Source organism: Sphingorhabdus sp. Alg231-15 (genome assembly GCF_900149705.1).
Taxonomy (GTDB): Bacteria; Pseudomonadota; Alphaproteobacteria; order Sphingomonadales; family Sphingomonadaceae; genus Parasphingorhabdus.
This window is the reverse complement of the sequence record NZ_LT703001.1, coordinates 1172265-1195276: the sequence shown is the minus strand read 5'-3', so window position 1 is coordinate 1195276 and position 23012 is coordinate 1172265. Positions and strand designations below refer to the sequence as shown.

Annotated in this window: 28 protein-coding genes and 1 riboswitch; of the genes, 20 read left to right on the top strand and 8 right to left on the bottom strand. The window is 51.8% G+C overall.

Annotated elements, in window-relative coordinates; translation table 11 throughout:
• The first annotated feature begins 70 nt into the window (after nt 1–70).
• The 13 genes from DG177_RS05910 (at nt 71) to DG177_RS05850 (ending at nt 10015) form a co-directional block, all read left to right on the top strand.
• Entirely contained in the window at nt 71–367 is a 297-nt protein-coding gene (locus DG177_RS05910) for a YMGG-like glycine zipper-containing protein (RefSeq protein WP_108810646.1), read from the top strand.
• Nucleotides 368–695: 328 nt separating this feature from the next.
• Nucleotides 696–977, top strand: coding sequence for a CtrA inhibitor SciP (gene sciP / locus DG177_RS05905; RefSeq protein ID WP_108810645.1), 282 nt, complete (start codon nt 696–698; stop codon nt 975–977).
• A 153-nt stretch (nt 978–1130) separates the two neighbouring features.
• Nucleotides 1131–2261 (top strand): EAL domain-containing protein, encoded by a 1131-nt coding sequence (locus DG177_RS05900; protein WP_108810644.1) that lies wholly within the window; start codon nt 1131–1133, stop codon nt 2259–2261.
• Between the two features lie 83 nt (nt 2262–2344).
• A riboswitch (TPP riboswitch) is annotated at nt 2345–2455 on the top strand.
• Between the two features lie 40 nt (nt 2456–2495).
• A complete protein-coding gene (gene thiC, locus DG177_RS05895; protein WP_108810643.1) occupies nt 2496–4409 on the top strand; it encodes a phosphomethylpyrimidine synthase ThiC in 1914 nt (637 codons plus the stop codon).
• A gap of 5 nt (nt 4410–4414) precedes the next feature.
• Nucleotides 4415–4897: a Rid family hydrolase gene (locus tag DG177_RS05890; protein ID WP_108810642.1), complete on the top strand. Its 483-nt coding sequence runs from the start codon at nt 4415–4417 to the stop codon at nt 4895–4897.
• A gap of 93 nt (nt 4898–4990) precedes the next feature.
• The gene (locus DG177_RS05885) at nt 4991–5311 is read left to right on the top strand and encodes a hypothetical protein (protein ID WP_337658558.1); all 321 of its coding nucleotides are present in this window, start codon (nt 4991–4993) and stop codon (nt 5309–5311) included.
• Nucleotides 5312–5357: 46 nt separating this feature from the next.
• Nucleotides 5358–5900: a Rid family hydrolase gene (locus tag DG177_RS05880; RefSeq protein WP_108810640.1), complete on the top strand. Its 543-nt coding sequence runs from the start codon at nt 5358–5360 to the stop codon at nt 5898–5900.
• 3 nt (nt 5901–5903) lie between these two features.
• Complete coding sequence (locus DG177_RS05875) at nt 5904–6197, top strand: hypothetical protein (RefSeq protein WP_108810639.1); 294 nt, start codon at nt 5904–5906, stop codon at nt 6195–6197.
• 67 nt (nt 6198–6264) lie between these two features.
• Nucleotides 6265–6489: a hypothetical protein gene (locus DG177_RS05870; RefSeq protein ID WP_108810638.1), complete on the top strand. Its 225-nt coding sequence runs from the start codon at nt 6265–6267 to the stop codon at nt 6487–6489.
• Nucleotides 6490–6680: 191 nt separating this feature from the next.
• The gene (locus tag DG177_RS05865; protein ID WP_108810637.1) at nt 6681–7580 is read left to right on the top strand and encodes an alpha/beta fold hydrolase; all 900 of its coding nucleotides are present in this window, start codon (nt 6681–6683) and stop codon (nt 7578–7580) included.
• Nucleotides 7581–7928: 348 nt separating this feature from the next.
• Entirely contained in the window at nt 7929–8861 is a 933-nt protein-coding gene (locus DG177_RS05860; RefSeq protein WP_108810636.1) for a hypothetical protein, read from the top strand.
• Nucleotides 8861–9418 (top strand): hypothetical protein, encoded by a 558-nt coding sequence (locus DG177_RS05855; RefSeq protein ID WP_108810635.1) that lies wholly within the window; start codon nt 8861–8863, stop codon nt 9416–9418. Before DG177_RS05860 ends, DG177_RS05855 begins: the two co-directional genes overlap by 1 nt.
• A 141-nt stretch (nt 9419–9559) precedes the next feature.
• Nucleotides 9560–10015: a hypothetical protein gene (locus tag DG177_RS05850; RefSeq protein ID WP_108810634.1), complete on the top strand. Its 456-nt coding sequence runs from the start codon at nt 9560–9562 to the stop codon at nt 10013–10015.
• 11 nt (nt 10016–10026) lie between these two features.
• Here DG177_RS05850 and DG177_RS05845 read toward each other — a convergent pair whose 3' ends face one another.
• Nucleotides 10027–11223 (bottom strand): GGDEF domain-containing protein, encoded by a 1197-nt coding sequence (locus DG177_RS05845; RefSeq protein ID WP_337658557.1) that lies wholly within the window; start codon nt 11221–11223, stop codon nt 10027–10029.
• 167 nt (nt 11224–11390) lie between these two features.
• Here DG177_RS05845 and DG177_RS05840 point away from each other — a divergent pair, with 167 nt between their 5' ends.
• The 3 genes from DG177_RS05840 to DG177_RS05830 are packed head-to-tail and all read left to right on the top strand — an operon-like array spanning nt 11391 to nt 13455.
• Nucleotides 11391–12308 (top strand): 3-keto-5-aminohexanoate cleavage protein, encoded by a 918-nt coding sequence (locus DG177_RS05840; protein ID WP_108810632.1) that lies wholly within the window; start codon nt 11391–11393, stop codon nt 12306–12308.
• 23 nt (nt 12309–12331) lie between these two features.
• Nucleotides 12332–12727, top strand: a complete 396-nt coding sequence (locus DG177_RS05835) for a hypothetical protein (RefSeq protein WP_108810631.1) — start codon at nt 12332–12334, stop codon at nt 12725–12727.
• Nucleotides 12724–13455 (top strand): amino acid racemase, encoded by a 732-nt coding sequence (locus DG177_RS05830; protein WP_108810630.1) that lies wholly within the window; start codon nt 12724–12726, stop codon nt 13453–13455. The genes DG177_RS05835 and DG177_RS05830 overlap by 4 nt, the downstream gene beginning before the upstream one ends.
• A gap of 47 nt (nt 13456–13502) precedes the next feature.
• Here the strand turns inward: DG177_RS05830 and DG177_RS05825 are convergent, their stop codons facing one another.
• Nucleotides 13503–13958, bottom strand: a complete 456-nt coding sequence (locus tag DG177_RS05825) for a hypothetical protein (protein ID WP_108810629.1) — start codon at nt 13956–13958, stop codon at nt 13503–13505.
• Between the two features lie 264 nt (nt 13959–14222).
• Here DG177_RS05825 and DG177_RS05820 point away from each other — a divergent pair, with 264 nt between their 5' ends.
• Complete coding sequence (locus tag DG177_RS05820; protein WP_337658556.1) at nt 14223–15578, top strand: tetratricopeptide repeat protein; 1356 nt, start codon at nt 14223–14225, stop codon at nt 15576–15578.
• 223 nt (nt 15579–15801) lie between these two features.
• On the opposite strand, the gene DG177_RS05815 is transcribed toward DG177_RS05820, so the two are convergent.
• Both DG177_RS05815 and DG177_RS05810 read right to left on the bottom strand, forming a co-directional pair.
• Nucleotides 15802–16476 carry a glutathione binding-like protein gene (locus DG177_RS05815; protein ID WP_108810627.1) on the bottom strand — a complete coding sequence of 225 codons (675 nt, stop codon included), beginning with the start codon at nt 16474–16476 and terminating at the stop codon, nt 15802–15804.
• Between the two features lie 14 nt (nt 16477–16490).
• The gene (locus DG177_RS05810) at nt 16491–16925 is read right to left on the bottom strand and encodes a MarR family transcriptional regulator (protein ID WP_108810626.1); all 435 of its coding nucleotides are present in this window, start codon (nt 16923–16925) and stop codon (nt 16491–16493) included.
• A gap of 527 nt (nt 16926–17452) precedes the next feature.
• Here DG177_RS05810 and DG177_RS17660 point away from each other — a divergent pair.
• The 3 genes from DG177_RS17660 to DG177_RS05795 all read left to right on the top strand — a co-directional run bounded on the left by DG177_RS17660 (nt 17453) and on the right by DG177_RS05795 (nt 19267).
• The gene (locus tag DG177_RS17660; RefSeq protein ID WP_337658555.1) at nt 17453–17941 is read left to right on the top strand and encodes a hypothetical protein; all 489 of its coding nucleotides are present in this window, start codon (nt 17453–17455) and stop codon (nt 17939–17941) included.
• 130 nt (nt 17942–18071) lie between these two features.
• Nucleotides 18072–18902, top strand: a complete 831-nt coding sequence (locus tag DG177_RS05800; RefSeq protein ID WP_337658554.1) for a hypothetical protein — start codon at nt 18072–18074, stop codon at nt 18900–18902.
• Nucleotides 18899–19267: a DCC1-like thiol-disulfide oxidoreductase family protein gene (locus DG177_RS05795; protein ID WP_108810623.1), complete on the top strand. Its 369-nt coding sequence runs from the start codon at nt 18899–18901 to the stop codon at nt 19265–19267. The genes DG177_RS05800 and DG177_RS05795 overlap by 4 nt, the downstream gene beginning before the upstream one ends.
• Before the next feature lie 490 nt (nt 19268–19757).
• Here the strand turns inward: DG177_RS05795 and DG177_RS05785 are convergent, their stop codons facing one another.
• The 4 genes from DG177_RS05785 to DG177_RS05770 form a co-directional block, all read right to left on the bottom strand.
• Nucleotides 19758–20651: a hypothetical protein gene (locus tag DG177_RS05785; protein ID WP_337658553.1), complete on the bottom strand. Its 894-nt coding sequence runs from the start codon at nt 20649–20651 to the stop codon at nt 19758–19760.
• Nucleotides 20652–21054: 403 nt separating this feature from the next.
• Nucleotides 21055–22044: an alpha/beta fold hydrolase gene (locus DG177_RS05780; RefSeq protein ID WP_108810620.1), complete on the bottom strand. Its 990-nt coding sequence runs from the start codon at nt 22042–22044 to the stop codon at nt 21055–21057.
• A 142-nt stretch (nt 22045–22186) separates the two neighbouring features.
• Nucleotides 22187–22411 (bottom strand): helix-turn-helix domain-containing protein, encoded by a 225-nt coding sequence (locus DG177_RS05775; RefSeq protein WP_108810619.1) that lies wholly within the window; start codon nt 22409–22411, stop codon nt 22187–22189.
• Nucleotides 22411–22959: a hypothetical protein gene (locus DG177_RS05770; protein ID WP_108810618.1), complete on the bottom strand. Its 549-nt coding sequence runs from the start codon at nt 22957–22959 to the stop codon at nt 22411–22413. Before DG177_RS05770 ends, DG177_RS05775 begins: the two co-directional genes overlap by 1 nt.
• Nucleotides 22960–23012 lie beyond the last annotated feature (53 nt).

The window sequence follows — 23012 nt, the reverse complement described above, 5'->3', positions numbered from 1 at the left end:
CAGAAACCAGACCGCCATCTGGGTGTTTACTGTCGATCCATGGGGGCAGATGATTTCAGGAGTATCAGCCATGCAACTAACTGTGAAAAAACTAACCATTCTCTCGGCCACTGCCGTGTCGGCCCTGTCCCTTTCCGCTTGCGCTGGAAATTATGCCGGTGAAGGTGCCGCAGCCGGAGCCGCAACCGGAGCAGTTATAGGCGCGGTGACCGGCGATACCGGCGATGCCTTAAAAGGTGCCGCTATTGGTGCTGCCGCTGGAGCTGCAGCTGGTTATTTCATTGACAAGGATGATCGCTGCGATGGTTATAATGACGACGGCGAACTGGATGATGATTGCCGCGGCGAACCCGGTTATCCTGACTAGTGGTCAGGTTTTCGGTCCGACTGGTGGATAAACTGCAAGTGATCGAGCAGTTTTTGCGAGGAACATTGCTCCCTGCCGTCGGTGGAAACCTCATATAGAATCAAGATGCCCTTTCTTGGTGAATAGGCGCGGCTACTCGACGCGGGTTGCTGTTGGACAATTCCCTTTGCTCAACAGATGCTCCGTCACGCTTGCTGGACAGTGCGGTAAAGCGCGCGCGTTAAGGGTTGTTAACCACATAAATTTAGACGCACTTAATATTCTCGGCGCATTTTCATGGACGGGCATAGGAACAGGGTAACGCCGAAAGGCAGAAATGAGGTTCCATATGAAACATGTTACGATACCAAAAGCTAAAAGAGTGATCGGCCCGCTTGGGGAAGCATTAGCCGAACATGATTTACCACCAGCGGATACCACTCGCTGGGTCATCAGACGCAAGGCAGAAGTCGTCGCTGCCGTGAATGGCGGATTGTTGACCACGGATGAGGCGTGCGAACGTTATCAACTGTCGCTGGAGGAATTGATCTCCTGGCAACAGGCGATTCACCGCTCAGGCATGTCCGGTTTGCGCATCACCCATTTGCAGGAATTTCGCGATCAGAGTTAAAGTCACGATATGTGAATGACGTGGCATCGCAAGCAAGTGACTTGGTACGACAAGTCTTGCCGTCTGATCGCCTGAGGTTTCCAAATTCCCAATTTCACTTTCCCGCCCGGCCAAGTGCCGGGCGTGACACCCTATCAATAGAGGTTCCCCCCAATGGCCAATGCCAAAGTTATAATTGTAGAAGAAGAAAACGCCCTTTCACGATCACTACAAGATGATCTGGAAGCGCGCGACGTCGCTGTCGCCTGTGTGTTTTCGAAGCTGGATGAAGAAGCCAGTCTGGTCTTCGGGCCAGATGCTTTGGTGATTGATCCCAAAAGCATGCGCGAAAACGGACATGACTTGCTCGACCGTTTTTCGGGCCTGCGTCCTTCGCTTCCAGTCATATTGACGCCGAACCCGAAAGACAGTGGCGATGATAATCTGGCCTTCGATGCTGCCAGTGTCGTCCAGCGATTGCAGAAACCCTATGCGGTGCCAACTCTGTGCAATCTGATCGGACGGATGGCCGATGTCAGCGGCCATGCGGTCAATGACTTGGATTATGTCTGCGCATTGGTGGAAACGGACCGGTTGCTGCCCAATCTTTCGGTCGAGTTTCAGTCCAAACAGTCTTTGGATAATGACAAGATTGTCGGCTATGAAGCGCTCACCCGGGTCAAGACGCGGCGCGCTCTAAACCCTGCCATCATCTTTTCTGATTTGGTCGATGTTGCCGTTGAGGTTGAGGCCACATTGGTGGTGGTCGACGAATCTATCCGGCTCGCCACTGCGTTGGCAAAACGCGGTAAGGCGGTACCAGTCTCGTTTAACTGTAGCGCGATCATGATGACCTATCGGCGCTTTGTGGATGCGCTGATCAGCCGATTGAAACATGCGGATATTCAGCCCGGGCAACTCATGCTTGAAATCACCGAGGAGTCTCGCGTGGTCGATGTGGACCGGCTGGCAGCGGTATGTCATTCGCTACGTGGCCATGGACTTGGCATCTCGATTGATGACTATGGCACCGGTCTCGCCAATCTGGAACGGATTGCCAAAATCCCCTTTGACGAACTCAAGATAGACAAGACGATTTTCAATGCTTGCTATGATGGTGATATTCCGATCTCGCTTCTTGCGTCGATGCTAGAATTCTGTCGAGGCCGCAAGGCGCGGTCGGTCATTGAAGGGATCGAAACCAAACATCATCTGGCGCAGGCGCGCCTGCTCGGTGCGGATTTTGGGCAGGGTTTTTACTGGGGCTGTGCGGTACCGCCAAAATATTTCGTCCCCGGCTGGTAGGCAATTCGCGCTTCGTCACGCAGCTTCTATCGCTACTCTTGCCAATCTTCACTGGACCTTCGGGCATGGGCGCACTAACCTGCGACTCATCCCCGGGGAGCCTGTGCGCAAGAGCAGGTTGAGAGCGGAATAAGCCGCGACCCGTTGAACCTGATCCCGTTAACCCGGGCGGAGGGAGGGAGCGGTGTTAGACAAAAATCCCGCCTCTTCACTCCGACAACTGGAGTAAAGACTATGGCTGACATTCCTGCAAAGACCGAAATTGGCGTAACCACTGGCCCGATTGCGGGTTCCAAAAAAGTGCATGTGGCGGCGCATAGTGGATCTGGCATCCGCGTGGCGATGAGGGAGATCCATCTTGAAGGTGGTGAGTTGCCAGTGCGGGTTTATGACACGTCTGGCCCTTACACTGATCCCGATGCGCTCATCGACATCAACGCGGGCCTCCCGCAACTGCGCCGCGAATGGATCGAAGCGCGGGGTGATGTCGAAAGCTATGACGGCCGTGAGATCAAGCCGGAAGATAATGGACAGCTTGGCCCCGATCGCAGCGGCGGTGTCCCGCAATTCCCACATGTCGTGAAACGCCCCTTGCGCGCTAAGGCGGGACAGAATGTCTCGCAGATGCACTATGCTCGTAAAGGCATTATCACGCCGGAAATGGAATATGTTGCCGAACGGGAGAATCTCGGGCGGGAGCGGTTGAAGGAGTATAAGCGTGACGGCGAGAGCTTTGGCGCGTCCATCCCTGACTATGTCACGCCGGAATTTGTACGGGACGAGATTGCTAGAGGCCGCGCGATTATCCCGAATAACATCAATCATCCCGAAACCGAACCGATGGCAATTGGCCGCAACTTTCTGGTGAAGATCAATGCGAATATTGGCAATAGTGCCGTGGCATCGGATGTTGCGAGCGAAGTTGACAAAATGGTCTGGTCGATCCGCTGGGGTGGGGATACCGTGATGGACCTCTCAACCGGGCGGAATATCCACGATACGCGCGAGTGGATCATCCGCAATTCCCCCGTGCCCATCGGGACCGTACCCATTTATCAAGCGCTGGAGAAAGTTGGCGGGGTCGCCGAAGACCTGACCTGGGAAATCTTCCGCGATACGCTGATCGAGCAGGCCGAGCAGGGCGTCGATTATTTCACCATCCATGCCGGCGTGCGGCTCCCTTACGTCCCGATGGCGGCGAAACGCGTCACTGGAATCGTCTCGCGCGGCGGTTCGATCATGGCCAAATGGTGCCTCGCCCATCACAAGGAAAGCTTCCTCTACGAGCATTTCGACGACATTACCGAGATCATGAAAGCCTATGACATCGCCTATTCGCTGGGGGATGGATTGCGCCCCGGTTCGATCGCCGATGCCAATGACGAAGCCCAGTTTTCCGAGCTTTACACGCTGGGCGAGTTGACCCACCGCGCATGGAAATCGGACGTGCAGGTGATGATCGAAGGCCCCGGCCATGTGCCGATGCACAAGATCAAGGAGAATATGGAAAAGCAGCTCGAAGTCTGCGGCGAGGCCCCCTTCTACACGCTTGGGCCGCTAACCACCGACATCGCGCCCGGCTATGACCATATCACCAGCGGCATCGGCGCAGCGCAGATCGGCTGGTACGGCACCGCGATGCTTTGCTACGTCACGCCGAAGGAGCATTTGGGCCTGCCCGATCGCGACGATGTGAAAGTTGGCGTTGTGACCTATAAACTTGCCGCCCATGCCGCGGATCTTGCCAAAGGCCACCCGGCTGCACAGGTCCGTGACGATGCGCTCAGCAAGGCGCGCTTTGAATTCCGCTGGCGCGACCAGTTCAACCTGTCGCTCGATCCCGACACCGCGATGCAATATCACGACCAGACCCTGCCAGCCGAAGGCGCCAAGACCGCGCATTTCTGCTCCATGTGCGGGCCGAAATTCTGTTCGATGAAGATTTCGCAGGAAGTCCGCGACTTTGCCAGCAAGCAGAACCAGAGCGCCGAAGGCTTTATCGCCTCGGAAAAACTCGGCGCAGACACCGCAGCGGCATCCAAAGCCGCGGCGGAAGAAGGCATGCGCGAAATGGCGAAAGTCTATAAGGACAAGGGCGACCGACTTTATTTGCCTGAGGATGAGGTGAAGCAAGAACCAGCGGAGTGAAGCGCATGAAAACCTTACTGACACCACTCGCAGCCGCCATGGCGATCATCGCAGGGACCTCTGCCGCACAGGCGGAGCCCAAGCAGACGCTTATGCCTGAGGGCGGGCAGGGCCTTGCTTTCATGGAGCAGTTTGGTTTCTCCCAAGCGGTCATCCACAACGGCACTGTCTATTTATCAGGCGTCATTTCCGGCCCGACGCCGGAGGGCATGACAGACGAGGAAAGCTATGCCCGCACCTTTGCCTATCTCGGTACGATCCTGAAACGCGCCGGGTCGAGCTGGGATGATATACTCGATATCACCACCTATCATGTCGATATCGACCAATCGATGCCGCCCCTCGCGGCCGCCAAGAAACGATTTGTGAAAGCGCCGTTTCCGGCCTGGACCGCCATCGACGTTGATCGCCTCTACACCCCTGACGGGCTGGTTGAGATCAAGATCACGGCGCGTCTGACGCCAAAGGTGGAAGAACCGGCGGAGTGATGCGTCATTAGCATAGCGGCAGCAATATCTTTGGCGGTGGCGGCCGCTTTCGGCCCAGCTAATGCTGTGCAAGGTTCACAGGATCTTCAGATATTGCCGCAGCCCCCGCGCGACCACCTGCGCTATGTCTGCAAGATGCCGCCAGCGTTGTTCCAAGATTATATCGTGACCATGCGGCCCGATAACCCGCAGCAGGCCGCGCTGCATATCCTGTCCTTTTATCGCCCGGGCGCTTGGGGAAAGGGCGGTTTGGCCGAACGGATGAAGAGGTCCGATCGCAACGGCGACATTGTGCAATTCAGCGGCAAAGACATTGGCTTCCAGGTGGAAGGCAATGTGGGGCGTCTGCAATATTATGGCACGGAGTTTCCTTGCTTGCTCGAAACGGGTAAGCAAAAGAAACGAACCAAATGAAGGCGGAAGGGAACAGCTGATCGCCTATCACCAAAAAGGAATTGTCATGGGTTTAACAATTCGGACCTTCGCCCCGTTACTGGTGAGGCTATTGGTGAGGTTATCGGCGAGATTATCGGCGAGATTATCGGCGAGATTATCGGCGGGCGCGCTGGTGATCGGCTTTGCTGCCAGTGCCCAAGCCGCTGACAAGCCGCCCGAATTTCTGCCCAATAGCGGCGCCTTTCCCCTGTCCGAAGCCGTACAGGTCGGCGATATCATCTATCTCTCTGGCCAGCTTGGCATTGACGAGAGCGGACGGGCGCTGGTCGCTGGTGGCATTGGTCCGGAAACAAAACGGACAATGGACCGGATTGGCACGACGCTCGCCAAATATGGTCTTGATCATGATGCGCTGTTCAAATGTACCGTAATGCTTGCGGACATTGCCGACTTTGCGGCCTTCAACACTGTCTATAAGAGCTATTTCAAAGCGGGCCGCTATCCGTCGCGTTCTGCTTTCCAGACCGCCGGATTGGTGCTGGACGCGCGGGTTGAGGTGGAATGCTGGGCATGGAACCCGCAAGGCAAGGAAGAACCGGCGGAGTGAGCTATGGGGCACAAAACCCAGATCATGTATGTTGAATTGAAGTCGGGTCATGGTGGTGATGGACCAGCCTGGATTACCGAAACTCGCTTTACGAAATCTGGCCGTGGGGTGTATTTTCAGGACAAGCTCCTGCTCCGCGGTAACGGTGTGAGAGGGAACTTCTTCGATGAGGAAACCGGCGAGGAATATTGGGTGTCGGGTGTAAAGAAAAATCGACAAGACCGGCATGTACACGGCGGTGGACCTGTCCAGATCGATGAAAAGATTCGTGCCCAATATGAAGCGATGGTTGGCTGAACAAATAACAGAACAAGTTGACGGACCAACGGAATGAGCTGACAAATTATTTGCAGAGGAGATCATCATGCAGGAACCTTATGAACTGGCGTTGGAATCCGCTCGACAGGAACTCGAAAAAGCACGGGCCTTGCTACAGCAGGATATCTCGGAATATCCGCACCCGATTTCCGGATGCGACTATCAATATGTCCGCCTGATGAGTGATCGTACGAGGATATCCAACGGCTTGCGTGCTTTGGAAAACCGCCCCTTTGTCGCCACGCCGAGGATCCTCGAACCAGCGGGGTAAATACATCCCATGGCCTTATCCGCCGCCAAGGACAGCGCTGCCTCTGTCCGCGCCCGCGTCCGCCAGCTGAGTGATCTGTTGGCCAATCTTTGAATTTGCCAATATACCTGCAGGGTGGCAGGATCGGACGCACCTATAGCCCCTCGTCATCCTGAACTTGATTCAGGATCCATCCATGAGAGCCACCACCTATGATCACTGAAAACCCGAATGCGATAACCCCCCAAACGGCTGCCCGGTGGCGCGACGACGGACAGCATGTCACATGGAACGGCCACCAGATATTCATCCGCACGGGCGGTCAGGACAGCGCACCGCCGTTGCTGTTGCTCCACGGCTTTCCAACCTCCAGCCTCGACTGGCTGCCCCTATGGCAAGAGCTGACCGCGCGTTACCGCGTGCTGGCATTTGACTTTCTTGGCTTTGGTTTTTCCGACAAGCCGAAGCGCCATCGCTATGATTTGCAGGAACAGGTCGACCTTGCGGCGCATCTGGCTGACACACATTTCGGGGCGGATTTCCACATCCTCGCCCATGATTATGGCGTCAGCCCGGGGCAGGAATTGCTGGCGCGGCACGGGGAGGGCAGGCTCGCGCACCAAATGCTGAGCTGCGCTTTCCTCAATGGCGGCCTGCTCCCTGCACAGCATCGCGCGCGGCCGATCCAGAAACTGCTCGCCGGACCATTTGGCGGCCTGTTCGTCCACCTGATGAACCGCGAACGTTTCGGTAAAAGCTTTAGCGCGGTATTCGGCCGCGATACGCAGCCGAGCGCGGTGGAGCTCGACGCCTATTGGGCGGTGATCAGCCACAAGGACGGCGACCGGCTGCAACATAAATTGCTCCACTATATCGCCGACCGCCGCACCCACGGCCCGCGCTGGCAAGCGCCGCTCACCAACCCGCCATGCCCGATCGCCCTGATCAACGGCACCCAGGACCCGGTCTCCGGCGGTCATCTGGTCGACGCGATCGCGGCGCTGAACCCGGAGGTTCCCGCGTGGCGGCTGGACCATCTGGGACATTATCCGCAGACCGAAGGCGCAGCGGATGTGATGGCGGCTTATGCGGAGTTTCGGGGTGGGTTGTGAGGGTTGCTGGTACAATGCAAACTGTACTTTCCGCTTTTTAAGATCGAAGAGCATATCTATTTTCAACGGTAATATAGGGCTGTAATCGCATTTACGGTAGAAGAGGCATGCCCGCCTTGTTAATAAATTCGGAATATCTCCAAGAATAGCACCTTAACAATAAGAAAATTTCCGGGATTTCCACCAATATGGACGCAATTTAGGGTAGTAACTGAACTGTTGGTACCCTACTCTTTCATAGTCATCAGTGCTTACTTTTTACTATTTTCAGTACTTGCCTGCTGCCGACGGGGGAAATCACAGATATGGAATGTTTAGACGCTCTTCAAATAAATGAGAGTTTGATCGATGGGTAAGCCAAAAAGAGAAAGTGTGAGTGTTAGCTTTCACTATCTTCTGCGCGATAACCCAGATGAGGACGAAGGTTTTCTGCCATTTACGCAGGAAGATTTTGATCAGTTGCTAAGTGATATTGAGTCACAACCCGAGCCAGATATGGGTGACCCTCTGGTTTTTGATCGCGTTCGACTGGGCGCTCTTGTGCCCTTTTTGGATATGCAAAGGAAAAGCATCAGATGTGTTTTTGGTAAATTTAAAGCACCTTATTCAGGGCATTCTTTTGACAACTCTGAAAAAGGAAAAATCTCAGCCGAAAGTGTAAATCAAAGAATTTTTAACTACATACTTTATTTGTCAAATGATGGGAAACTGTATGTTGGTGCTCAATATTTGGGGAACTATGGAGGCTGGCTGCCTCTATCGCTCGCACTGAAGAAGATGCTCGGACAACCGACGAAAATCGCGTCAACATCGTTCAGGAACGATCTGATTTATTTGGAAGGTGCGAGGCCTAAGGAACTTCAAGTGAATATCCATAGACAGCCCGAAAAGATTGCTGCTGACCCCAAACTAGCAACTCGGGCAATGTTTGCCCTGCAAAGGGATGAAAAAGGGGACACTTTTGAACAAGACGCTCGAAGCAATTTGCTCCCTTTGCTGGGTCAAAGCCGGGATAAGATAAGAAAGAAGGTGCTAGAAAGCTTGCATAAAAATGGCCTAACAGAGATTAACGACGAAGAAATAGAAAAGTGTGTTTTAATTGCTGACGTCAATGGCAGAGAAAAGAGGTTTTATTTTCTTGATCAAATCAATGTTGCAACGCGCTTTCCAATTGAGGTCACTCTGAACGAAGATGGTCATCCTTTAACCAAACCGACCAGGGAAAAAATGTATGCATTGCTGGAACGCGAAATCATAGAAAAATTATCTGCCGAGGACTGATGTTGAACCTGATCGATCTATATAAGAAGAACAGGGAAACCTATTATAATTTTGCGACACAAAAAGAGTTAGCTGTTTGGCCACGTTATCTAACACTCTTTTCTATTGTTGCAGTGATTTCGGTATTTACAGACTATCCAAGCGAGGGCTTAATTGGAACAATTGTCTCGGCCCTATCTATCTTGGCGGGATTTAGCTTTGGTGTGCAATTTGTAATCGTTGATCGCTCGTTTATAGGTGAGGCGCGGTTAGGTTCAATTGAAGACCATCTCACGCGGAAGAAAGTACAGAAACTTGCTTCTGAGATTTTCGATAATATTGCCTACTTCAACGCAGTATGTATTTTTGGAATTATTGTTGCTTGCTGTTTGTTTCTTGAGCTCTCCTTAGGTTTAATCGAAACGATGATTCCCGCAGAGGTGGTGAGCAAGTACTTTTTTGCTGCAGGAATCATAGGGAAGTTCATATTATTCTCAATAGTTTCTGAGGCCTTTCTAACTTTTTTTAGGCTGTTGGAGAGGATTAACTATCTGTTCCAAAAAGTACGAGCGGCTTAGTCAAAGAATTGTGTTAGGTGCCAAAATACATTCGGATACTGAGCAGTTTGATTAAAGCGTATTCTAATCACTGCGTGAACCCGATGAGTGCTGTACGACCCCATCTAGCCATCTCACAAAACACCCACTACGATCCATCCCATGAACCTTCTATCCAACCCCGCCCTCAAATGGGTCCACTTCACCGATGCGGATAACCGCTTCGCCTATCCCATCGACTATCACGGCGCGGTTCTTTCCGTGCGCGATGATGGCCATATTGACCTGCTCTACAAGTGGGAGCCAAACGCCTATTGCCATTTCCACCGCCATGTCTGCGCGACCACCTCGACCGTGCTGGCGGGGGAGCTGCATGTGATTGACTATGAAAACGGCGTGGCTGGCGAAAAACGCATTCGCGCCGCCGGGGATTATGCGGCGAAGGATCCGGGCGATGTCCATATGGAACATGGCGGGCCGGATGGCGCGCTAGTGCTGTTCAATCTCTATGCGCCCGATGGCAAGCTCGCCGACTTTCTCGGCCCCGATGGCGAGACGCTGACCACGATCACGCTGGAGGATATGACCACCGGGCGGATTGCCCAACAGGCGGCTTAGGTAGTGGCGGCTTAAGCGGCGCGGGCGACGCGAGAGGGTTTTCCGCCGCCATCATTTGCGCAGACTACGCGGTTCCGGCCCTGTTCCTTGGCGTCATACATGGCGCTGTCCGCGCTCTTGAATGTGGCGGAAAAGGCGCCGGCGGGGCCATGGGCGACGCCGAGCGAGCCGGTTACCCGAAGCCGTGCTGGCCAGTCCTGATGCGTCAGTTTTGCAACCGCGCTACGCAAATTTTCGGCAATATCGGCGGCATCTGTTTTACAGTCGGGAAGGGCGATAATAAATTCTTCCCCGCCCCAGCGCGCTGCCAAGGCATCGGGCGCCGCTTCGTCCAGTGTTTCGCTGATACACGCGCTGACGGCGGCAATCACTTCGTCGCCCTGTCCATGGCCATAGCTGTCGTTTATCTGCTTGAAATGGTCGATGTCGAGCAGGATCAGGGCGGTCGGCATGTCGCCCAGATCAGCAATGCTTTCCTGCAAGGCGGAGCGGTTCAACAATCCCGTCAGACCGTCATGGCGCGACAGCCAGGACGTGCGCCGCAGCTCCTCCGCCAGCCGGTGGCCCAGCCGTTCCGCCTCGATACCGTCGCGGCAGCTTTTATGCGCCTGAAAATTGACCGCCTTGGCCACAATGAACAGCGCGACGCTCATGAAGATGAGCGCCAGCTGGGCAAAGCTGCTGAAATCCTTGTCAAACAGCAAGATGCCCGCGGCACCCGCAGCCGAGAACCCGCCAAGCAATGGAAAAGCAATGCCGGCAATCGGCGCGGCGAGCAGGACGGAGACAACCATGGTCACCAATATCGTGACCCACGTGGTCAGCACGGCATCCGATCCGCCGATGAGCGTTCCGACGTCGAGCATCATAGCAGCCCATATGATACCACTGGATGCCTCGGCCATCATCCACAGATTTTTGCGTATCCTTGTGCTTTTACCTGCCTCGATGGCGCGCCGCAGCGATTGCGATGTGGCAGTGATGGCAAATTGTGACAATATCTGCAGGCCCAGAAAGATCCACAAGGCACGGTTGTCGGTCTGGCTCGCGATCCATCCGATCACGCCGACCGGGATGATCACGCTAAGCTGCCCTGCAATCCGCCGTTCCAATCCGTCGATCAGCAACTTGCCGGCGACTTCCTGATTGTCGATAGCGGAAAGGTCCCGTGACACGGTGCTGCTTCCCTGATGCTCGGCCTCGGCCATTTCATTCCCCACAAACGAATTGCGATCCTGCATATGAGGTTTTGGATAACAGACTGTTAATGGGCAAAAAAATGGCCGCGAAACGCATGTGACCGGGCAAGCGGGATTGCGCGGTGAGCGGCCCAAGACGCTTTCCTATCACTGGCAATATTTGCTAGGGTCCTGCGATGACCCAGATTCCCGACACCCCGCTCATCATCGAAGTTTCGCTCAACGGTTCGGTCAAACCGGAGCAAAATCCCAATGTCCCCTATGAAGATGAAGAGATTGTCGCGCAGGCGGTCGCTTGCATGGAGGCAGGCGCGGCGCTGGTGCACAATCACACGCGCGATCCGGTCTTTGGCGGCTCCGGCGTGATGGATGCGGAAAGCTATGCGCGGCCCTGGCGCAAGCTTTTGAAACTGCGCCCCGACGCGATCCTGACCCCGACCATGCCGGGCAAGGAAGGCGTGCCGGTTGAAGAGCGCTATGCGCATATTACGGCGATGGCAGAGGAAGGCCTGATCGCGCAAGGCCTGTGCGATCCGGGCAGTTTCAATGTCTCGGTTCCGGGCGCGGATGGTGCCTTTGCACCCACCAATCTGATCTATCGCAACGACATGCACGACAGCTATTATTATGTTGAAGCGTGCCGGCAGCTGAAGCTGGGGATGAGTATCTCGATCTTTGAGCCGGGCTTCGTCAAGTTCATCATGTCGCTGTACCGCGCCGGAAAGCTGCCACCCGGCGGGATTATGAAATTCTATTTCGGTGCCGATGACCAGCCTTTTGGATTGCCACCGACCGCCGCCGCGCTGGATGCCTATCTGGAGATGATCGCGGGCAGCGCGCTGCCATGGCTGGTCTCGAGCTTTGGCGATGATTGCGTCGGTTGCGGTCTCGCTGAGGCTGCGATCATGCGCGGCGGCCATGTGCAAGTCGGGATCGAACCTTATGGCGGTCCGCGCCAGCCAGAGAATGTCGATCTGGTGCGCGAAGTCGTTGAGCTGGCAGGGCGCCTCGGTCGTCCGATTGCAACACCGGAGCAGGCGGCGAAGATGATGAATCTGCCAACCTATCCAGCGCCGTTTGCAGCCGCGTCCTGAAACTTTGTCGGAGATATCGAGGCATGAAGCGTTTCGCATATGTTACACTGATAGCCACGGCGCCATGGATGCTGGCCGCCTGCGCCACCAGTGGATCGCCCAACGCTGAACCGGCTTGGAGCGCCGCCGGAACGCCGGAACAGCGTCAGCATGTCATGCTCACTGGTTTTGACTGCGGTGATAACTGCTATGTCCATTATCGCCCGCTCGGTCAGCCTGAGGGCGAACTGAAAACCGCATTATGCACTGTTGGTGCCTGTATTGCCTGGATGACGGAGCAATCCTATGCAGCGAAGTTCGAGTGGCGCCCGGCGACGATCACTCTTGGCACCGGCAAACAATATGATGGCGGCGGTGCGGTGATGAGCAATGATTTTCCCGCCATTACATCACTGACACTGGAACCGGCACCCCGATGAACGAACCCCTCCACATTGGAATACTCGCCCATAGCGCGGAAGGCGCAACCTTGTCTTACCGAACCGTCTGGGAGGAGGGTATTCGCATATTGGGTGCGCATGAACATCCGCGGATCACGATGAGTGGCGGGGCGATGGCGCCAACGCTCGATCTTTGGGAGCGCGGTGACCTGGTGGCGCTACGGCAGATTTTCTGGGAAGATGCCGAACGACTAGCGGCTGCGGGCGCGGATTTCTTCATCCTGCCGGACAATACCGCGCATATTGCGCTGGAGCAGCCGGGCCCCGATTTCCCCATTCCTTGCCTGCATATAGCGGAAGTCGTTGCGGCACAGGCCGAGGCCGATGGGTGGCGGCATATCGGTGTGCTCGGCACCAATTGGACGATGGAAGGGCCAGTATACAAGGAAGCGTTGGGTCGCCGCTCGCTGGAACGCTCCATTCCGGCGTCTGAGGATCGGCAGATCATTCATAACGCGATTTTTGACGAACTGTGTCTCGGAGATTTTCGCGCAGAAACCCGGTTGGAATTTATCCGCATCATTAACGATCTGCAAAGCGGGGGCTGCGATGCCGTTGCGCTGGTCTGCACGGAGATTCCGTTACTGATTACGGAGCAGATGTCGCCGCTGCCGATACTGGATAGCACGCGGCTGCAGGCGAAGGCCGCAGTGGCCGTTGCGCTTGGCCAGGCAGCAAAGCCCGCTTGGCTGGGCGGAGCGGTCTAAACTATATTAAGGCACCACACTCAATGTCAAAATTGTAAGTCCGTTGACTAGCGCGCCAATATGTCGGCGACATAGGATTTTGCGATCGCCTGTTGCTTGGGGTTCAGTCCACAGCCACTTCGCAAAGATCTTTTGAGCAACGGAAGAGCTGCATCGTCGTTCCCTGCATGATAGTGGCTCGCGCCCGCCATGTAATAGGTCAATTTGCTTGGGCTTGGTTCGGCTATCCGGCGCGGTGCAACAAAATAGGCATCGAAAAGGGCAGATGCCTGAGTAAAATTCCTTGCTTTCAAGTTCTCAACGGCCGCCTGGTATGTACCGGTTAGCTTCCCGTCGGTGGTTTTGTTTTGCAGAGACCCGCCTAGTGAAACATCATAGCTATCGGCGTTGTTTAACAACGTATCAGTATAAGACGGAAAGGAACCGGCAGTAAAATTCTGTGCGATGGCCATGGAACTGGTCAAAAGCAATCCAGTCGCAACTGCAGCAGATAGATATTTCACAGTGTCTCCCCTAAATCTGTTGTCAAACAAGTTATTGTTTCTTTTTATAGCGGATTTGGAAATGAATACATGGTTAACTTCAAATTCCACTATGGGTATTGACCGATAACTACCGTGGGTACTCGAGATACAATCATTGTCGACCGAACATCCGCTCTGGGCGCAAAAGCGGACACAAATTTTGGTATATTTCTTTGTGGTGGTAAATATTGAGAAGAACTATGGTTTATCACTCCCATGCCCATTTTAGTTGTCGAGGAAGCAATGAAATCGAAAGCCTTTACGATATTTGTTCACATTACAACATCACTGCTTTTGTTGATTGCAGGGCCTATCAAGGCTCAGAATTTAGATCGACACTTTGAAGTTTGCGGAAATATAGACAACGCGTTTTCAACTGAACTGATGATTGGCAGTTGCTCGGAGATCATCAAGTCTGAGGGAGTTATTGCGCAAAATCGGGCAGTTGCTTTCCTCAACCGTGGGAATGGTTATTCAAGCAAAAATGAACTCGATCTTGCAATACCCGATTTTAATGAAGCCATTCGCCTTGCTCCTCAATATACCGTTGCTTTCTTAAATCGCGGAAACAATTATGCATCGAAGGGCAAGCATGCACAGGCCATCTCAGATTACAGCAAAGCCATTCTTCTCAATCCGAAATATGCCGATGCTTTTTATAATCGCGGCACTATCTATTTGGACCAAAATGATCTTTTCAGAGCTAACGCAGATTTCGGCCAAGCAATCCAGTTGAACCCTAACTACGCCTCCGCCTTCTACAATCGCGGAAACGTTCGCCTTCGCCAAAACGATCTTAAACGGGCAATTGCTGACTATGATCAAGCTGTTCGTATCGACCCGAACTTTCTCGCAGCTTTGGTCAATCGTGGTGGAGCTTATCAAGATCAACGTGACTACAATCGCGCAATTGCCGACTACAACAAAGCGATCGCTATTGATCCGAATTTGGCCCAGGCATTCAATGATCGTGGCACTGCATATCAGGATAAAGGTGATTTTGAACAAGCGCTTCGGGATTATAACGAAGCAATACGCCTTAATCCGAAATATGCACATGCATTTAACAACCGTGGTTTTGCTTTTTACAGCCAGAATAAGCTGCCGCGAGCGATCACCGACTATAGTCAGGCGATCAACCTCAGCCCCGAATATGTGTTGGCCATTATGAATCGAGGCGATGCCTATTACACCCGAAAACAATATCACAAGGCGATCTCTGACTACAGCAAGGCGATCGAACTTGAACCCCAAAATGCATTGGCGCTGAACAATCGTGGCGCTAGTCACTTGGCACAGAAAGAGTTTGCTCGAGCAATTGGTGATTACGACCGTGCGCTTCGGTACAGTCCTAAGAAATTGTTAGCTTTGAAAGGGCGTGGCAACACAAATCTGCATCTGGCGAATTGGGAAGCGGCAAAAGAAGATTATAGTACTGCCTTAGAGCAAAACCCCGATTCAGCTGAGGCATTATTCGGCCTTGGTTTCGCGAAAATTCGATTGGGTATGATTGGACAAGGTAAGGCAGATATTGCCGCGGCAAGTAAAGCAAACCCAAGCGTAGCGGAAAGGTTTGCGAAAGAGGGGTTAAAGCCCTAATTCCAATGAGAATATTTTTGTCCGGGTATCGGGCTCGGATATAACTCATACTCAAACTGCATAAAATTAGTCAGTGTAAATGGTGTTGATATTGACAACAGGTCCGCAAGCTAGTGTCCGCTTTCGGGATATTGCGGTCATTTCGCAAATGTCTGCTTAGGGCGCAAAAGCGGACATTGGAAATGTGCCGCGGATTGGCCGCTGTCGACCCATAAACGGCATTTCAGAGAGGCAGAACCATGGATGTTCGCCCGTCGATTTCCTTTGCAGCTTTGAACGAAGGGCGAGCATATATTCGATCAAACCACGCCTGACAGTGCGGATAATCCTCTGACATATATCCGCGCATCTGGGCCGACTGCATCGGATAGCTGAGCAGAATATCGGCGGCTGTCAGGTCGTCTCCTGCAAACCAGCCAGTCTCTGCCAAGTCCTTTTCGGCCTGATCAAACAATGCGTTCAATCGGGGTCGGATGAATCCAGACCCTGCCCCCTTCAATACCGCGCGCGCCAATGGTCTAATGAAAAATGGAACCCGCTCTACCATGACGCGAAGAATACTATCGATCAGCATCGCTGGCATCACCGATCCTTGCGCTGTGTGAGACCAGAAAAGATAGGCTGTGCGATCAGGGCTATCTGGACCGGGGCGCAAGGCACTGCCGGGATGTTTGTCGAGAATATGATCCATGATGGCGCTGGTCTCTGCCAGAACAAGTTCGCCATCGGTTACCACGGGTGCCGCACCGGTTGGTGAAAGCGCCTTATACTCTGGAGGAGCGAGGTGCGTTTTGGGGTCGCGATTGTAGAGTTTGATTTCATAGGGAGCGCCAAGCTCCTCAAACAGCCAAAGGATGCGGAAGGATTGCGAATATTCCAGGTGATGAAGCGTGAGCATGAGGGGTTCCTTGTTCAGAATTTTTGAAGCAGCGTGTAGAGTTGTTTGATCTCTGCTGAAGAAAGTGCGGTTTTCATTGACGATAATTCTTTGTCAGAGCGCTCGTGCGCATCGTGCCCCGCCGGAGTAATCGCGATATAGACGGTGCGCTGATCCTCGGTGCAGCGCCTCTTTGTGACAAGGCCTCGCCCAACTAGTAGATTCAGAGTTCGAGACACATTCGGACTATCATCGATCAGTTTGCTTTTAAGCTGTCCGACGGACAGTTCTTCCTGCGGGGCCTGATCAAGGCAATGAAGAATTTCGAGTTGCAGTAACGACAAGCCATGGCGTGACACCAGAGCTTCCATCTCTGTCTTGTGCTCATGCGCAACACAGCCGAGCAGACTTACAACCTTTTGTTCGGTCGAGAGGCTCTGTGAATTAATGATCAGTTGCTTATTCGGCATTGCGACTCCAATTTATATTCCGCGTATGTATATTCCGTGGATTATATATGTCAACAAGGTGTTATGGTACTATTGTCCGGCACGTCCGTGGACTGGTTAAGGTCAATCGAGTATCAACTTTCCGGGGAAGACTTCCGTCTGCTTCCACCCGCAAATTCAGTCCTTCGGTCCAGAATGAGCTAATGTCCGCTTTCGGGATATAGCGGTCACACTCCTAGTGTCGGCTAAGGGCGCAAAAGCGGACGTTGGAGAATCAAGTTCAATTGATGACTTTTCCCGTCGATTGTAACACATCCACGGAACAGTAATGTTGCCAATACGTTATTTACCGTAAGTTTAGCTTAGAGTTGGTCTTTCAGCCTCAGCAGCTTCTGTTTATAGCTAAATAGCGACCAATATTTCGATCTAATAGTGAATATATTTGCCATCTCGTATCATCACTCTCGAACGCGATTTGAGGATAAAGTAACCCTTTATTAAGCCTGTTATGTTTAATCGATCGAGCGATATCAGGGTGCAATTGTAAAATGCTTTTGAAACAGTATTATTTCAGACAGACTTTGGTCCCAATAATTTTATTGGCCTACATTTTTATCTCTATTGTAGGCAAGCCGGAGCACAGAGCGGAGTTGTTCCCCTTTTTCAATTGGAGCCTGTTTTCCACGTCATCCAATCCTCGGACCGATATCGTCGTCGTAGTTCGAGCTATGAATGGTGAAAGGCTTCCGGAAAAGAAGTATTTTTACGATCTAACCGATGCATTTAAAACGGCTCGGAGCCGAGATAGTCGCTTTGGAAAAGCACTCAATCTTTTGGCGCAGGCCAAGGTTAAATCAGCGCCGGCAGAGATCGGTTTGCGCAAGTCAATTGAGAATAATTTTATGTCTGAAGCCAAGCATCTGGAATATGATCTTGTCCAAATCGTCTTTGACCCCATTGAACGGCTGGCCACGGGCAAAGTGATAAGGACGCACAAAATCGCAACATATGAAAAGGGCGTTTATGCAAATGATTAGACATATGCGCCTGGCGTTGCAGCGTGGGCCACAGCATGAACGACCATTTGCCGCCTTGCACCTCAATTTTTTGAGGTGTCGAACCGGTGTCCGGTATTTTTACCTTGTTTCAGTTTTCATAGCCTTCACAATGATGGCTATGCTCCGCAGTGAGGTAGAGGGGGCCAGAGATCTAGACCTGCTTTGGCCGATATTGTGGATCGAACCATTTGATCTGCGTACCGCCACCGACATTCTCACTTTTTCCTGTTTTATGAGTTCGTTATTGGCCTTCTGGAAGCCAGATCTTTGGTTGGCCAGAGCTAGCTTTGCAATATTGTTGCTATTTGGCGCTGCTCTGCACGGATCATTTGGCGGTATCAACCATGTCTATCATATCTGGATCTGGGTGGCGGTTGTTTTTGTCTTTTTGCCGTCTGCCATCAGCCGTGTTGGACAATTGGCATATTGTCTTACTTTCGCAACAGCGCAGGCGTTGATCCTGTTTTTCTATAGCTTGGCCGGCTTTTGGAAGGTCAGTAGCGGCATCGCGGTTATGCTGGCCGGACAAGAAGGGAATTTTTCGCCGCGTGGTCTGGCTCTTACGCTAGCGGACAGGATGGTTCAAACGGGAACCGAGCCGCTGCTCGCGCGCTTTGTAATCGATAATTACTTTGTGTCATGGCTAATGTTTCTGGGAATAATATATGTCCAATTCATGGCGGTGATCATCGTCTTTAGACCACGTCTGCATGTAATCTGGGGTTTGGCATTGTTAGGATTTCATACCGGCACATGGCTGCTGATGGAGATTAGCAATGCACAGCACTTGATGGTTCTTCTCATTCTCTTGGTAATGTCTCCCTTCGCCAAAGAGTGGCGCAGCCTTGCTACACTGCGAGACTTGCCGCTTTTCGGTGGTTTGTTTTTCGGGATCAAAGAGGATAAAGCAGTTCAGATAAACAGCGAGCAACCGGCATGACTTGGCTAGTTTATGATGGCGAGTGTCCTTTTTGCGCAAACTATGTCGAATTGTTATCTTTGCGTGAACAGTTTCCCGGTCTTGTTTTGGTGAACGCTCGTGAAGAAAAGGACCATGAAGCAGTGATGAAAATGCGACAAGCAGGTTTTGTCGTGGATGAGGGTATGGCGCTGGTTGAAGGTGACACCATAATCTACGGCGCAGCGGCAATCCATTCCCTTGCCCAGCCGTCCAGCTCTATTTTCGGACGTCTGAATTGGTGGATTTTCAAATCTCAGCGAAGGGCAGGAGCCCTATATCCGATATTGAAGTTTGGCAGGTCGATTGTTTTGAAGATACTAGGCCGAAAAAAACTGGGATATTAAAATTGCGTCGACAACTCACTGCTTCTTATGTCCGCTTTCGGGATTAAGCGGTCTTGGTTGCTAACGCGAAAAGTCATTCTAGAATGACTCTTCATTCGCGGTCAATTGAGTAATGATTGGAAGATTGCATGTTCAACTATAAACTGAACTACATAGCTGTTCAGGCGATAAACATAATTTTTTGGCTGTTTTCTTACTACTTTGTGAGAGAACATTTTTTAGATGACGACAGCAGCAAAATTGAGAGTTTTGTCTATCTATTTCCAACTGCAATGGCCGGTATCTATGTGTTCTTTACGAACCGGATCTTCTATGTGACGATAAAAAGCGATCAAAACTCAATTAGCTAATGTCCGCTTTCGGGATAAAGCAGCCGGAACGCTAATGTCCGCTATGGGCGCAAAAGCGGACATTGGAAAGCAGTAGCTGCCGTTCATCTAACGACCCAAAAGGCGACGACCAACTTAGCAGTCTCGGATGTGTGCCAAGCTTACTGTTTAGGTCTGAGGTTTTCGATGATCTGCGCATCGACCCAAAATATGTCTATATCGGAATATGGGTTGTCGTCTGTCGTGCCTACAACTCTTACGAAGAACAGATATTTTCCATCTGGTGTAACCTTCGGTCCTGCTTCGTATGCATCCGTGTTTATTGCCGCGCCCATATTGATAGCTCGCCCCCATGAGCCATCTGGCTGCCGAAAACTGATATACAGATCGACATTGCCAAATCCGCTGTCTTTTATGCCGTCCCACATGATGTAGGACTCGTCGGGGGCGATGAAGGGGTGGGAATTGCGTGTTCCGCTGTTGATTGCGCTACCAAACGGTTCCGGAGCTTCACGCACGCCATCAACCAACCGTGAATATCGCAGAAGGCCATCGTCCCCGTCGCGTCTTTCATCTATGACGTAGGTGCCCTGCGATGAGGCAGAAAGGCTCATGATATTTATGTCTTCGAAATCAGGTCCAAGACTTTTGGTGTCCGACCAACCGTCACTGGTGCGCTCCTTATATTGCTTGCCGAAGTGCATCGTCTTGCCATCGGGCGCAAAGTATCTGTAGAATGGTTCAGCATCTTCTCCCGCCCTCACTGTCTTGGTCCAAAGACCTTTTTCTTGTGTGAAGACGATTGTTTCGAGCTCTCGATCCTGCGGGCGTTCTCTAACAAAATAGAACTCATTCATGTCATGCGAAAAGACGCCGCCATCCTCAAAAGCGTTTGTTGTCACAAGCCCTGAAGCGAAGGGGATTGGTGTCAGGCCGGGAGGTTCCTGCCCCAGATAGGGGCCTGTGAGCTCAGGTGCTTTATTCTGGTTTTCGCTTGTGCAACCCACAGCCAAAAAAACGAGCAGCAGGGCGATCGACGATGAGAGAAGTTTCACTGTTTTCCTCCACGGCATTGGGTCGCTAGTCTTTGTTCAGACCCAAGCCTGCCAAGGGCTATATGAAAGATAGAGCTGCACAAATGGTCGACGACCAATCACTTCATTCATTCGACAAACTGCAACTCGCTATGCATTAGGCCTGCAGGCTCGAGCGTTTGAAATGAAGGTTTCGACCGGCAAGCATCTTTGCTTCAAATAGGTTCAATTACGCGGGTGCAATGTCCGCTTTCCACCCCACTTGTTGCCGCTAAAACCGAACAAAGCTAATGTCCGCTTTCGGGATATTGCGGACATAAGGGATTGTCGTTGGAGCAAAAGAAACCCAATCAAAGAGACCTCCTTATGCCGACTTCAATTAAAGCCATTTTGCCGCTGCGAGCAATGGATGAAAGACCGTTCCTTAACGTGTTACTTTCAGCATAAAATCCCGAACTTTGGGAACGATGAAGTCACTTTCCTCTTCCAGAGGGAAATGCCCCGTGTCGAGAATATTATAGTCAATATTTTTCACATCGCGCTTATAAGCTTCCGCTCCTGCGACGGAGAAAAATGCATCATTCTTGCCCCATATGATCAGCATTGGCGGCTGATTTTTGCGCAAATATTCCTGCCAAGCAGGATAGGATTTCACGTTATTTTGATAGTCGTAGAACAGCGCCAGCTGAACTGCGGTTTGGCCCTCACGGGAAATTTTTGCGTAGTCTTGCTGCCAATTAGCGGGGTCGATGCTTTCCGGATCGCGTGTTCCATGGGTATATTGCCATTTCATGCCAGCTTCAGTGAAAACATTGTCAGCTATGGTTTTCTCTAACTCTGGCGTTTTCCCCCTCCAATATTGTCTGATCAAACTCCACCCATTCTTACTCATTCCTTCTTCATAAGCATTTCCATTCATGGCAATAATGCCAGTGATTTTTTCCGGGTGCCTTAGTGCAATCCGAAAGCCGATGGGTGCGCCATAGTCGTGAATCATCAAAGCATATTCATCAATACCGCGCTGGATAAGAAAATTGTTCATGGTATCGGCAAGATTGTCGAATGTGTAATTATGGTCGCCTGTAGATGGAGAACTGCTATTGCCAAAGCCTGGATAATCCGGTGCAATCACATAATAATCCTCACCCAGTTCCGCGAGTAGTTTGCGATACATAAATGACGAAGTCGGGAAACCATGCAGCAAAACCAGCGCGGGCTTGGACGGATCACCCGCCGCACGATAAAATATGTCGAGCCCATCGACTTTTTCGATTGCGTTCGTGACGTTAGAAACAGTTTTCACATTAGTCCGTTCGCTACTGCTATTTTCCGTCTGCTGAGTACATGCTCCGGTCGTGGAGAGGGCGATCACAGTAAATGCAGTAAGCGCGGACCTGTTTGATATCGGCAACATATTGTATATCCTCTCAATCGGTTCGGTTATCCTATGGGATACGATAGATGTCCATTTCCAACGTCCGCTTTCGGGATAAAGCGGCCGTAGCTTCAATGGCCGCTTTGGGCGCAAACGTAGAGATAAGAGCACACATTTCTTGTCATTCTGCACCATCAGAAACACTGGGCACATAGCGCAGCAAATCACCGGGTGTACAATCGAGATATTCACAGATTTTGGTAAGCGTTTCAAACCGAATGCCTTTGACCTTTCCCGATTTTAGCAGGGAGAGGTTGGCGTCCGTAATGCCGACATGTGACGCAAGGTCTTTGGATTTAACTTTCCGGATGGCAAGCATCACATCAAGGGTTACTTCAATGGTCATTAGACGATCTGCCTCAGTTCATCTTGAAGTTCGCGTCCTTCGCGAAGGGCTCCCGCCAGTGCCATCAGAACAATGCCGATGAGCAAGCCCAGAGCATTGAGATCGATCAAATAGATAAAGAAATCAATGCTATTTTCAATGATTGACTCCGGTTCGATCAGCATCGGCAGCAGAACGTCGAAACTGAGGAAAACCACATACAACAAGATCATCGAGACACCCATTCTGGACAGCGCATTGGCCGCACTGTCCAAAAATAGCTCGCCTTTCTCTGCATGAGCCAGAAACCGATTGATAGACCGGAACAACAGCAGGAATGTGAAAACGGCAAGGACGCATGTAACAACAAGAGCAATCTGGGCAACCAAACCCAGTTTGGGATCGGCCGACTCCATTTCAACCATGTCAACCAAGAGCTCCATGTCTCCCATCAGAGCAGTCACGGCTGTCAGAATAATGGTCAATCCGACCAGCGACGTCATCACCCCGGCAACGATGCGCAACAGCCGATAAAGCCAACGATTCTGGGTACTGGCTTGCTGATTCATAGAAATTACCTTCTGAATGACAGATAAAAAATATTGTAAAACAATAAAAAATA